The following is a 12,116-nucleotide window of genomic DNA, read 5'->3' on the forward strand; positions in this document are numbered from 1 at the left end:
GCACAGACCCAGCACAATGGGCCCATGCGTACCGTGACTGCCGTGGCCCATCGCGGCGACCCCTACCGCGTCCGCGAGAACACCATCGACTCCCTGCGTTCAGCGCTCCAACAGGGCGCGGACGCAGTGGAGATCGACGTCCGGCTCACCCGCGACGGCGTGCCCGTGCTGCTGCACGACAGCACGCTGAAGCGGTTGTGGGAGCAGGACCGGCCGTTGGTGTCGCTCTCCTCGGACGAGGTGCGGGGCCTGACCTTCGGCGGTGTTCCCACGCTGGAGGAGGCGCTGAAGTCGACGGACGACGGCCGGTTCATGGTCGATCTGCCGGGTCCGGCGGACGCGCGTGCCGTCCGCCGGATCATCGGTGTCATCCGTGACCTCGGCGCCGAGGAGCGCGTGTACTACTGCGCGGGCGCCGACGTCATGCTCGCCGTCCGCGCTGCCGACCCCGCCGCGGAGATCGCCCTCACCTGGACGACCCTCGCGCCCCCGCGGCCCGCGCTGCTCGACGCGGTGCGGCCGCGGTGGCTCAACTACCGCTTCGGGCTTGCCAATCGCGACGTGATCGCCCGTACGCACCGCGACGGGTATCTGGTGTCGGTGTGGACGCCCGACACCGGCCGCTCCATGCGGCGCCTCTTCGACGCGGGCGTCGACTCGATCACCACGAACCGCATCGACACGCTCTGCGCCCTGCGCAAGGGACCGAAGGCCTAGCGAGCGGGCCGCGCGAACTCCAGTGGCGGGGCGATCGCCTGGGCGTCCGCCCCCTCCCCCACCCACAGTCCGATCAGCAGTGCCGCCGTCGCCTCCAGCAGCCCGGCCCGGTCCAGGCCGCCCGCGTTCAACGGCTCGCAGCCCAGGTCGCGTACGAGCCGGCGTACGACGGTCAGCGCCGCCTCGTCGTCGCCGCAGAGCGGGACCGCCAGCGGGCGGCCGTCGAAGACCGGCGGAGTCAGCCGCCAGACGTCCACGTGGCAGAGGTTGAAGGCCTTGACGACGGGCGCGGCCGGGGCGGCGGAGGCGATCCGCTCGGCCGCCGCGGGCCCGCCCGCCGTGAGCAGGGCGAAGCCCGGGCCCACCGGGTTGGTGCAGTCGATCAGCACCCGCCCGCGCAGTACGTCCTCAAGACCGGCGACCACGTCGACCACCGCCGCGTACGGCAGCGCCAGCAGCACCGCGTCCGTGCCGAACTCGGCCGCCTCCCTCAACCCGCCCGATCGGCTTCCCGCGCGTACTTCGTGTCCGGCCCGCCGCCACTGCGTGCCCAGCGCGTCCGCCATGCCGCCCGTGCCGAGAATCCCTATCCGCATACGCCCCTGCCTCCTCCGGTCCGTGGGTCGATCTCCCACGACAGTAGGCAGCCGCTCGGGCACCATTCGGTATGTGAGCACCGAACCGTTCTTCCTCGCCGACTGCCGTGCCCGGCTCGCCTTCGACCTGCTCTCCAACACCTGGAACGCCGTGGTCCTCTGGGCGCTGCGGCACGGGTCCCGGCGGCCGGGCGAACTGCGTGAACACATAGGCGGGATCAGCCAGAAGGTCCTGACCCAGACCCTGCGGCGGCTGGAGTTCAACGGTCTGGTCGTGCGGCGCGCGTACACCGGGTCGCCGCCTCGCGTGGAGTACGAACTCACCGCGCTGGGACGGACGTTGCTCGATCCGATCGAGACATTCGGGGCATGGGCCTTCGACCACGGGGACGAGGTGATGGCCGCACAGGACCGGGCAACTAGCCCGTCACCTGCGACTTCTGACGGACCGTCGACGCGTCGGCCGGTCTCGAGCGGGTGACGTACTGCGGGACCGGTGCCGTGTCCTCTCCGGTGTCGCGGACGAGGCCGTAGCGGATGGCGCCCTGGGCGGGGCCGGTCATGACGTCCTTGGTCACGGCGTCCCGGTTCGACGGGAAGACGATCAGCCCGTAGTCGGCGCCCCGCTCGTTCTGGACGAGGGTGACGGTGCCGTCGACGTAGAAGTACTCGTTCTGCCACATCTGCTGGGTGCCGGCCGGCAGGACGGTGTATCCGACACGCGGCCCGCCCATGCCGGAGGTGTAGCCGTCGGCGTTCTCCGCGAAGGTGTCGTCCATCCGGCGGCCGCCGCCCGACGCCACGTGGAACAGCTTCCCCTTGAGGCCGGTCCAGGCCGGCATGACCAGGGCGCCGGGCCGCGACTTGGGGGAGATCTGCCAGCGCACCAGCACATAGCCCTGGCCGCTGAGCGTCACGCTGTCCCCGCGGTGCTGCATCACGGCCTTGGGGCCGCCGGTGCTGGTGAGGCCGGAATCGGGGCGGCGCGGCAGGTCCGCGGGCCGCGCGTTCGGGTCCGGGGCCCTGTCGACGGCGTCGACGACCGTGCCGTACAGGTCCTTGCGGGTTCTGCTGGGGGAGGGTGACGGGCTGGGCTTCGCGGTGGGACTCGGTGCCTTCGGGCGCGAGGTGCTCGCCGCGGTGGGCGGGGCGGCGGCCTTCGGCGGGGCCGAGTCCGGCTGGGTGACGACGTACGCGCCGCCCGCGACGATGGTCGCCCCGGCCGTCATGGCGACCACGGGCTTGGTGAGCGCGGCGACGACCTTGGCGGACCAGCCGACCCCCGTGGCGGCGGTCGTCGCGGCTGCCGCCGTCTTGCCGCCGAGGGCGAGCGAGAGCGTGAAGCCGACCGGGATCGGGACGAGCGCGAGCCCGACGAGCAGCCGCTCGGCCGGTACGACCGCCTCGCCGGGCGCCGCGCAGTGACGGCAGCCCCTGATGTGCCGGGCCAGCCGCTTGCGCCACACCGAGTCGGGGCGCCCGTCCCAGCGGGCGGTCAGCTCGCGCAGTTCGGGGCAGGACGAGTCCAGTGCCCGCACGATGCCGCGCGCGGCCTCCAGGCGGGCCTTCATCCGCTGGACGCGTACGGCGGTGTGCTGGCGGCTGATGCCGACGGCCGCCGCCAGTTCACGCCGGGTAAGTTCGCCCGCGACCTCCAGCCACCACAGCGACAGCAGTTGCCTGTCCTCGTCGTCGAGCCAGCGCACCGCCTCCGCGACCTCGCGCCGTTGGCCCTCCAACTGGAGCCTCAGCACGGTGAGTTCGGCGAAGTCGGTGGCCTCCTGGGCCGCGTCGTCGGCCAGCGACTCGGAGGTCCGGCGTCTGGCCCGGTCGCGTATCTGACGCATGGCGATGGCGACCAGCCAGGAGCGGAAGCTGTCCGGGTCACGCAGGGTGCCGAGGTTGTCGACGGCCCGCAGCATCGTCTCCTGCACGACGTCGTCGACGTCCGCGTGACCGTTCAGCGCGCGGCCGACGATGTTGTAGACCAGCGGCAGCCAGCCCTCGACGAGTTCGTCGAGCGCGCGCCGGTCACCGGCCTGCGCCGCCGCGATCGTCGTACGCCACTGCCGCCCGTTCACGTCCGTCCCTTCCCGAGGAGGTGTCACTTGGCGTAGAGGAGCGTCCCGAAGCCGAGCTGGTCGAAGCCGCCGCTGTTCGGGCCGTAGTCACCGCCTCCGCCTTCCGCACGCACCTTCTCAGCCATGGCCGTGATGTTCGGAACGGAGAGCCGACGGCGGCGCGCGTAGTGATAGTGCAGGATCTCCCAAACGGGACGAATCTCTCCACGCGCTATGTCGGAGATCACAGCCTGCTCGTTGTACTTGCCCCTCCCGGTGCCGCTGCGCCAGCTGTATTTGGTGAAGGGCACGTCGCCGCCGAGGTTGTACTTGGCGACGTACTCGGCGGCCTTCATGAACCGGCTGTCGTCGTAGCCGTAGAGGTCGACGCCCTGGTTCCAGGCCATCTCGCAGATCGCGCCCATCTGGCCCATGCCCATCGCGGTGTGTCCCTGGTCGCGGCCGGCCTCCTGCCACTGGGCGAGGCCGTCGGACTCGTGGACGAAGGGGACGGCGTTCCCGATCGAGCCGTTGCCCGCCCCCTTCTTGAAGTACTCCACCGCGCGGTCGAACAGGGCCTTGTCGTCGCAGAGGATGCCGATCGCCATGACCGAAGCCACGTTGCACAGGTCCCAGTTGGCCCAGTAGTTGGTGATGACGGCGCCGTTGTGGTGGGTGAGGAAGTCCTCGTTCATGGGGTGGAAGACCTTGAGCATCATCTTCTGGAAGCGGGCCAGGTCGAAGCCGGCGTGGTCGCGCACCAGCTCGGCGGCGTTGGCGAACTGGTAGCCGTAGATCCCGGCGGCCAGGAACCGGTCGGCGTTGCCGGTGACCGTGGTGAGCGTGGCCGACCAGGCGTTGAGGATCGCGACGGCCGCCTCGGCGTTCTCCTTCGTGCCGGCGATCTTCCAGCGCAGGGCGTTCTGGTAGGCGGCGTGGATGTCGTTGTAGAGGGTCACGTAGTTCTGGCCGGTGCCGCCGCGGACGACCGTGGTCTGCGGCCTGGGGGTCCAGGTGCTCGCGGAGTGCCGGTTCGCGGTCAGCCGCTGCCAGCCCGCCGTCCAGGGCTCCCGGCGGGCGGCGACGCGCACCTTGGCCCGGTTGAGGTCGCCGGCGTTGTGCAGCATCCCGGGGTGCGCGAAGACCGGTTTCCCGGCGGACTCGCCGGGCGACGGGGAGGCGCCGGTCTGCGCCGCGTCGGCCGAGTCGCCACCGCTCAACGAGACCGCGATACCACCGACGGCTCCCGCGGCGGCGACACCGCCGGCGATCTGGAGGACGCTGCGACGGCTGAAGCGGTGCTTGTTGTGCTCTGCCACGAATAACTCCTGTGCGGATGGAGGGGCGTGTGCGCTGTGTGTTGCCCGCGCTCGGTGTGGTGCGTGTGGTGCGTATGTGCACAGGAGACGGAGGAGAGGCTTCCGGGATAACAGTTTTTCTCGTGAAGGCATGCGTCGCCCTAGGGGCAACCCCTGACAACCCCCTTGTCCCGCACGGCAGTTGATGAGGGTCGCGGTCAGGGTCGGTGCCCTCCTCGGAGAGGATCCGCGGCAACGGCGTACGACCGGAGGATGAAGGTCACCGACCACCCCTGGGAGTCAGCCGATGCATCTCCGTATCCGTACCGCCTGTGCCGCCGTCGTGGTCCTGGGCCTCACCGCGGGGCCCCTGGCCGGGACCGCGCTCGCCGCCCCCTCCCCCACGGCGGTCGTACGGGAGACCGTGAACCCGAAGACCGACAAGGCCTTACGCGAAGCGCTCAAGGGAATTCCGGACAAGGACACGACGGCCGCGCTCGTACGTGTCGGGGGCAAGGCCGGCACCTGGCGGGGCAGTGCCGGGGTGCACGACCTGGCGAGTGGCCGCAAGGCTCTGGAACACGGGCGCTTCAGGGCCGGTTCGACCACCAAGGTGGTCACCGCGGCCGTCGTGCTGCAGCTCGCCGCCGAAGGCAGGATCGACCTGGACGGACACGTCCAGACCTACCTCCCCGGCCTCCTCTCGAAGGCCTTCAAGCCCATCACCGTACGGCAGTTGCTGACCTTCACCAGCGGGCTGAAGCCGGGAGCGACGCTGGGTGACGTGAACGGTGAGGGGTACGAGCGGCGGTTCGAGACGCTGACCCCGGAGGCGGTCGTGGCCTCGTCCGTCGCCGCCGGCCCCGCCTTCTGCCCGGGTGAGCGGCAGAAGTACGCCAACATCGACTACACCGTGCTCGGCCTGCTCATCGAGAAGGTCACCCGCGACACCTACGAGCACCAGGCGGCCGTACGGGTCCTGCGGCCGGCCGGGATGCGTCACACGTCCTTCCCCGGCGGGCCCGACCCCCGTATCCACGGCCCGCACAACCGCGGCTACCAGATCCTGGCTGACGGCAGGCTGGTGGACGCCACCGAGTGGAACATGTCGGACCGGTGGGCCGCGGGCGACATGATCTCCACGACTCAGGACCTGGAGCGCCTGCTCGTCGCACTGTTCCGCGGCCGACTGGTCCCCCAACCCCTCCTGGACAAGGAGATGTTCACGCTCCCGGACGTGCCGAACGCGACGATGAGCGCCGGTCTCCAGCAGTTCAAGCTCGACGACGACACAGTCATCTGGGCCAAGTCCGGTGCCAGGCCCGGCTACAGCACGGTGATCGCCGCCACGCGCAATCTGTCACGCACCCTCGTGTACTCGGTGAACGCGACCGACGCGAAGAGCGAGGAGATGAACCCGGTGGCGGAGCGGATCGTGGGGGCGGCGTTCGGAACGGGGAGCTGAGGATCCGGCCCGGGCGGCCCGGGGCGCTCAGCTCTGGGTCTCGCGGGGCCAGGCCGCTGCCGTGACGGCGCAGGCAAGGACATGAACGGCGACGAGGACGGTGAATGTGGTGGCGAGGGCGTCGGCGTCCTTCAGGCGTTCGGTGGCGATGGGCGGCGACCAGCCGTCCGGGATCACGGAGGCGGTGATGACGGCGCCGGCGGGTACGCGTGTCCGCGGGCCGAACCGCATGCGGCCGAGGTCACGCTCGGTCGCCGCGTCCGCGACGCGGTAGTAGGTGAGCCCGGTGTCCTCGCCATAGTCGTCGGTGACGGGCTCGGCCTCGATGACGCGGACCTGCGCCGACTGCCCGGCCGGCTCGTGGAAGGCCCAGGGAGCCGGCCCCGGTGCGGTGAAGATCAGAGCGGCTGCCGTGAGCCCGGGCGCCGCAGTCAGGAGCTCTCGCGGCGCGGCGTCCGCCATGTACGGGTGGACCAAGGGGTGGCCGATCGCCAGACCCGTGGCGCCCGAGACGATGGCGAGGAGGACGAACACCGCCACCCATGACGTTCCGTAGCTGCGCGACGCCAGGACGACCAGGGTCGGTACGACGACCAGGGACCACGTCATCGTGAAGATGAGGCGCCCTCGCCCGCGCAGGCCGACTCCCTCACTCCGGCCGGTCCTCGGCCGTGCCGTGCAGGGAGCGGGTGATCTCGTCGAGCGTGTCGAGTCCGCTCTGTACGGCGTCGAGCTCGTGGTCGAGTGCGGTGAGATCCGGAGGGGCTGCTGAGGCGTCCGTCGCGGCCTGGAGGGACAGCAGCATGGCCCCACGCTCCGCCGCGGCTTCCAGGCGCAGGGCGGTGGCCTCCATGGTGGTGATCAGGAGCTGGCGCAGTTCGGCCAGGCGCTTCAGGGTGGCGGCGCGTTCGCCCGTGGCGCGCGCGGCGTCCTCCTTGGCCCGCCGCAGCGGGCCGTCGGGGAGGGCCCGGGCCTCTGCCTCCAGGCGCTCCTGGTCACACCGCAGGACCTCGTGGTCGGCGGGTGTGCCGCTGGTACCGCTGGTACCGCTGGTGTCGATGACGCGGACCGCCTCGGCCGCCGCCGTCAGCCGGTCGGCCGCGGCCCGTACGGATGTCGCCGCCGTTGCCAGCGTCGGCCAGAGCGAGGCGTTGGGACTCTGTCGGCACTGGTGCTGCAGCCGGTCGGCGGCCGCCGACGCGCGGTTCAGCCATCGGACGGCGTCGGCGGGCTGTTCGGACAGTGACCCGGACGGCGGGTCGGACAGCGGGTCCGTCGGCCGATCCGCGTCCCGGGCATCCGCCCGGCCGGTCGCGGGCCTCGCGGATGCCGACGCCGCGGGGCGGGTGAGACGGCCGGTGAGGGCATGCGCCCCCCATACGAGGCCGCCGACGCCCGCACCGACCGGCAGGGCGGCGGCGGCCGGGGCACCGGCGAGGAGAGCCGTGACGCTGCCCGCGACGGCGAACAGCGCGACCGCGGCGGCGGGAAGGAGACGGCTGCCCATCGTGTCCTCTCTCTTCTCTTCTGTCTGTACTGCCCATGAGATGTGGTCTGTCGGTACCGCCCATGAGGCCGAGCCCGTCTTCACGTGCTGTGCTTCACGTGCTGTGCCGGGTCAGAAGTTGCTGATGACGGAGACCATCACCTTGTCGATGACCGCCGGGTCGCGGGCGTCGTACGACGTGGCCTTGGTTGCGGTGGCGATCTTCGTGAGCGTGCCGAAGTCGGCCTGGCCGCTGAAGGCGACGGTGAAGACGCGTACGGAGCGCTCCAGCTGACTGGCGTCGAGGTCGCGCAGAAGTGAGTCGAGGTCGTTGTCGGCCGGGTATTCGTTCCGGCCGTCGGTCAGGACGACGACGGCGTTGATGCGGTCGGTGTCCAGGTCGGCCAGCATCTCCTTCTGGGCGGCGCGCACGGTGGTGTAGAGGGCGGTGCCGCCTTCGGCGTTGAGCCCGTTGATGGCCTCGGTGAGCCGCTGTTCGTTGTCACGGACGGGGCGGGGCGGCACGATCTCCCGGTACGGCTCGGGGTGGTCGTCGGTCTCGGTGGAGAACGCCCACAGGCCGACCTCGTCGTCGGGGTGGTAGAGATCGAGCGTGTCGGCGGCGGCCTTCTTGGCAGCCTCCATCCGGCTCTGTCCGCCGCCCGCGGTCTGGTTCATCGACCCGGAGACGTCCATGACGAGCAGCACCCGGGCCTTCTTGCGCAGCTCGTCCCAGCTGTCCAGGACCGCCGCCAGCACGTCGACCGCGGGCGGGTCGATCAGCGACAGGTTCCCCTGGCTCTGCTCGGACAGGCTGACCGAGCGGGCGAGTTCGCTGCCCGCGTTGCCCTCGTGGTCGCGGAATCCGGTCTGCTGGAAGCGGCGCTGCTGGGCGTCCTCCAGCAGGAAGGCACGGAAATCGGCCGCCGCGGCCCGCTGGTCCCTGGACGCCGTGGGCAGCACCGCGAAGGGGTGGTCGAACATGAGCGTGCCGTCGGCCGGGTGCACGGCCACCAGAGGCACCTGCGGCTTCTTCCCCTTGCCGATCCGCTCGGTCTCGCCCGTGGGGCTGCCCTGGTTGTAGAGGTGGATCAGCTGTTCCTGTACGGCGATGGCGCTGGCGTACGACAGTGCCTGTCCGTCGGCGTCCGCCTCGGCGAGGTTGGCCATGTACGCGGTCGCGTCGGAGGCGTAGTGCAGGACACCCGCCTCGACGCCGGCCACGAACCGCCGGGTCCTGGGGTCCTCGACCTCTTTCACGGTGAGGTCGCTGGAGCGGCCGGTGGCGGCGTAGAAGGTGGCCACGGTCGCGCCGAGGCCCGAGGTGGAGGTGTGCGGGTTGTCCTTGCCCAGGCTGAAGCGGCCCCACTCGGGCCGCCCCTTCGAGGCCCAGCCCTTCTCCGTCAGCGACAGCACATCCCGCCAGCCGATCTTCTTCTCCGGCCAGCCGAGTGCCTCCGCCATCGGCCGGGGCATGCCGATCGCCAGCGGGCTGGTGGCAAGCGACTGCGGCTTCTCGTCGGTGAGCAGCTTGCGGTCGGCAGCGGTCGCGTCGCGCTGCAGCAGTGTCAGCCACAGCGAGGAGGACGGCGTCCACACCTGCGGTTCGGGCGCGCCGTCGCGCCGCTCGTCCCACCCCTGGGCCAGTGCGTCCTTGGCCACGCCGGAACTCGTCTCCGACACCGCCACTCGGGCGCACTTCCCGCCCGTGAGCTCGCGCCCGGCGTCGTTGTAGTCCTCGGCCAGGACGGAGAGCAGATCGCCCTTCTCCGTCGAGGAGTTCACCTCAAGCCGTACGTCGCAGTCGTCGTCCGAACCACCGACGGCCGCGCTCACCACCACGCCGACGGCAACGAGCAGCACCAGCCCCACCATGACCGCCACCAGCATGGGCAGCCTGCGTGCGTTCCCCATGACACCCCCGTGTCCATGCCTCACCCGAGGCGGACTCACACACAATGAGACGCGTGTCATCACACGGTCTACACAGCGCGCTGCGATGTCAATGGCCTTTCCCACAAAGGAAGTTGGGGTGTTCGTGGGCCCGGCGCGGCACTGCTGAGGCGAGTCAGGTTCGACACGGATTGAGTTGATCTATGCGACCTGGGAGGTTTGGCGTTGGTCGTCCGCCACCATGGCGACCACCATCGATCGCTGGAACAAGGGAAAGGTGTCGCCGACCATGTCACTCGCCCGCGTCCACAACTTCTCCATCTCACTCGACGGCTTCGGCACCGGTGAGGGCCTGAGCCGTGACGCGCCCTTCGGCCACGCCGGCGAAAGGCTGCACCAGTGGATGTTCACCACCCGGTTCTGGCACGAGATGACCGGCCGTTCCGGCGGAACCGCCGGCCTCGACGACGCCTTCGCGCGGCAGTTCGAGCCCGGGATCGGCGCCGAGATCATGGGCGCCGGCAAGTTCGGCTACCCCGGATGGCACGAGGACCCGGACTGGAAAGGTTGGTGGGGGCCCAACCCGCCCTTCCACACACCGACCTTCATCCTCACCCATCACCCGCGCCCGTCGATCGAGATGGAGGGCGGCACGACGTTCCACTTCCTCGACACCTCACCCGCCGAGGCGCTCGCTACGGCCCGCGAGGCGGCGGACGGCCAGGACGTACGCATCGGCGGTGGCCCCACCGTGGTCCGCGACTTCTTTGCCGCCGGACTCATCGACCGCCTGCACGTCGTGGTGACCCCGATCCTCCTGGGCCGAGGCGTACGCCTCTGGGACGGACTGGAGGGCCCCGAGAAGGACTACGAGGTCGAGGCCACTTCCTCGCCCAGCGGAGTGACGCATGTGACGTTCACGCGTGCGGGCCTCTGAACACCTTGGTGAACCGCGTCGGTCGAGGCCCGTCGGAAGGTTCCCCAGATTCCTCGTCACGGTTGAACGCGCGACCCTCTACAGCCCCGCGATCGCGTTCCACCGCTTCGCGAACTCCGTGCGTTCCTTCGCCGTGATGTCCCGGGCGATCGCGAGCCGCCTGCGCATGGCGGTGTCGGGGAAGATGAGCGGGTCCTCGGCGAGGGCGGCGGTCTCCTCGTCCTTGGAGGAGGCGAGGATGTCCTGGGCCGCCGGGACGGGGCAGACGTAGTTGACCCACGCGGCGAGCTCGGCGGCGACGGACGGTTCGTAGTAGTAGTCGACGAGCGTCTCCGCGTTCGCCTTGTGGCGGGCGAGGTTCGGGATCATCAGGGACTCGGACCAGAGCTCGGCGCCCTCCTCCGGGACGACGAACTCGATGTCGGGATCGTCGGCCTGGAGCTGGATCACGTCACCGCTGTACGCCTGGCAGGCCAGTACGTCGCCGCTCGACAGGTCCTTGATGTAGTCGTTGCCGGTGAAACGGCGGATGTGGTCCGTGCGGACGAGTTTCTCGACCTGCTCGCACATCGTGTGGAAGTCGTCCGCGGTCCACTTGGTGATGTCGACACCGTTGCCCTGCATGAGCAGCGCGAACGCCTCGTCGAGACCGGAGAGGAGCGTGACGCGGCCCTTGAGGTCGTCCGCCCACAGGTCGGAGACGTGCCGGATCTCGCGGCCGACCGCGCGGCGGTTGTACGCGATGCCGGTGATCCCCGACTGCCACGGCACGGTGTACCCCCGGCCCGGGTCGAAGGCCGGTGAACGCAGTTGTGGGTCCAGGTACTTGGTGACGTTGGGCTGCCTGGACCTGTCCATCTCCTGGACCCAGCCCAGGCGTACGAACCGCGCGCACATCCAGTCGCTGATCACCATCAGGTCCCGGCCGGTCTCCTGATGGTTCATCAGGGAGGGGCTGACCTTCCCGAAGAACTCGTCGTTGTCGTTGATCTCCTCGGTGTACGTGACCTCGATCCCGGTGCGCTTCTCGAAGGCATCCAGGGTGGGGCGCCTCGACTCGTCCTCGTCGTCCGTGTCGATGTAGAGGGGCCAGTTGGCCCAGGTCAGGCGCTTGTCCGTGGCCGACAGGTCGCTTCTCGACCGGTCCGAGGGCGCGACGTACGCTGCCGGTACTCCGCAGCCGGCTGCCAGTGCGGTGGCGGCGCCCGTGCCGAGGGTGCGCAGCAGGCTGCGGCGGGAGATTCGAGTTCTCGGGTTCGCTGGCACGTGGGCAGCATGCCGTTTGCCCTGCCGGGCGGGCAATGGACGCTGCGTCGAGCGGTCCGCCCCGGGGACGACAGAGTGTCGCCCCCGCCGCCCCTACCCGTCCCGTCCGTCCCTGGGGGCTGCGCCCCCAGACCCCCGCTCATCGGCCTGAACGTCCTCGTCCTCAAACGCCGGACGGGCTGAAGGTGTCGGCCCGGGCTGCGAAACCTTCAGCCCCTCCACCATCCGAATCTTCAGCCCCTCCGGCGTCCGAATCCTCAGCCCCTCCGGCGTTTGAGGAGCGGGGGTTCGGGGGCCGGCCCCCGAAAAGGGACGATGGGGGTCCCCCCGCTCGAGCGAAGCCGAGAGTGGGGGAGGGTAGGGGCGGCGGGGGCGAAAAAAGTACTCGCCTTCCGCCG

General features: G+C 70.5%; 11 protein-coding genes. 4 read left to right on the forward strand and 7 right to left on the reverse strand.

Features of this window, described 5'->3' with window-relative positions:
- Nucleotides 1-24 precede the first annotated feature (24 nt).
- Nucleotides 25-717: a glycerophosphodiester phosphodiesterase gene (locus ACZ5VQ_RS45365; RefSeq protein WP_469110100.1), complete on the forward strand. Its 693-nt coding sequence runs from the start codon at nt 25-27 to the stop codon at nt 715-717.
- On the opposite strand, the gene ACZ5VQ_RS45370 is transcribed toward ACZ5VQ_RS45365, so the two are convergent.
- The gene (locus tag ACZ5VQ_RS45370; protein ID WP_469110101.1) at nt 714-1,313 is read right to left on the reverse strand and encodes an NADPH-dependent F420 reductase; all 600 of its coding nucleotides are present in this window, start codon (nt 1,311-1,313) and stop codon (nt 714-716) included. The genes ACZ5VQ_RS45365 and ACZ5VQ_RS45370 overlap by 4 nt on opposite strands.
- A 73-nt stretch (nt 1,314-1,386) precedes the next feature.
- On the opposite strand from ACZ5VQ_RS45370, the gene ACZ5VQ_RS45375 reads away from it, so the two are divergent.
- A complete protein-coding gene (locus ACZ5VQ_RS45375; RefSeq protein WP_469110102.1) occupies nt 1,387-1,794 on the forward strand; it encodes a winged helix-turn-helix transcriptional regulator in 408 nt (135 codons plus the stop codon).
- Here ACZ5VQ_RS45375 and ACZ5VQ_RS45380 read toward each other — a convergent pair.
- Nucleotides 1,733-3,394, reverse strand: coding sequence for an RNA polymerase sigma factor (locus ACZ5VQ_RS45380; protein ID WP_469110103.1), 1,662 nt, complete (start codon nt 3,392-3,394; stop codon nt 1,733-1,735). The two genes, ACZ5VQ_RS45375 and ACZ5VQ_RS45380, sit on opposite strands and share 62 nt — an antisense overlap.
- Nucleotides 3,395-3,417: 23 nt before the next feature.
- Nucleotides 3,418-4,692, reverse strand: coding sequence for an alginate lyase family protein (locus tag ACZ5VQ_RS45385; protein ID WP_469110104.1), 1,275 nt, complete (start codon nt 4,690-4,692; stop codon nt 3,418-3,420).
- A gap of 286 nt (nt 4,693-4,978) precedes the next feature.
- Between ACZ5VQ_RS45385 and ACZ5VQ_RS45390 the strand changes: the two genes are divergently transcribed.
- On the forward strand, nt 4,979-6,136 hold the full coding sequence (locus ACZ5VQ_RS45390) for a serine hydrolase domain-containing protein (protein WP_469110105.1): 1,158 nt from the start codon (nt 4,979-4,981) through the stop codon (nt 6,134-6,136).
- Nucleotides 6,137-6,163: 27 nt separating this feature from the next.
- Here the strand turns inward: ACZ5VQ_RS45390 and ACZ5VQ_RS45395 are convergent, their stop codons facing one another.
- The 3 genes from ACZ5VQ_RS45395 to ACZ5VQ_RS45405 all read right to left on the reverse strand — a co-directional run bounded on the left by ACZ5VQ_RS45395 (nt 6,164) and on the right by ACZ5VQ_RS45405 (nt 9,536).
- Nucleotides 6,164-6,745 carry a hypothetical protein gene (locus tag ACZ5VQ_RS45395; RefSeq protein WP_469110106.1) on the reverse strand — a complete coding sequence of 194 codons (582 nt, stop codon included), beginning with the start codon at nt 6,743-6,745 and terminating at the stop codon, nt 6,164-6,166.
- Nucleotides 6,746-6,785: 40 nt separating this feature from the next.
- Nucleotides 6,786-7,643, reverse strand: coding sequence for a hypothetical protein (locus tag ACZ5VQ_RS45400; protein ID WP_469110107.1), 858 nt, complete (start codon nt 7,641-7,643; stop codon nt 6,786-6,788).
- Nucleotides 7,644-7,754: 111 nt separating this feature from the next.
- Nucleotides 7,755-9,536: a vWA domain-containing protein gene (locus ACZ5VQ_RS45405; RefSeq protein WP_469110108.1), complete on the reverse strand. Its 1,782-nt coding sequence runs from the start codon at nt 9,534-9,536 to the stop codon at nt 7,755-7,757.
- Nucleotides 9,537-9,804: 268 nt separating this feature from the next.
- On the opposite strand from ACZ5VQ_RS45405, the gene ACZ5VQ_RS45410 reads away from it, so the two are divergent.
- Nucleotides 9,805-10,452: a dihydrofolate reductase family protein gene (locus ACZ5VQ_RS45410; protein ID WP_469110109.1), complete on the forward strand. Its 648-nt coding sequence runs from the start codon at nt 9,805-9,807 to the stop codon at nt 10,450-10,452.
- A 78-nt stretch (nt 10,453-10,530) separates the two neighbouring features.
- Here the strand turns inward: ACZ5VQ_RS45410 and ACZ5VQ_RS45415 are convergent, their stop codons facing one another.
- Nucleotides 10,531-11,694 carry a polyamine ABC transporter substrate-binding protein gene (locus tag ACZ5VQ_RS45415; RefSeq protein ID WP_469110114.1) on the reverse strand — a complete coding sequence of 388 codons (1,164 nt, stop codon included), beginning with the start codon at nt 11,692-11,694 and terminating at the stop codon, nt 10,531-10,533.
- Nucleotides 11,695-12,116: the final 422 nt, after the last annotated feature.

Source organism: Streptomyces sp. NPDC033178 (genome assembly GCF_055577685.1).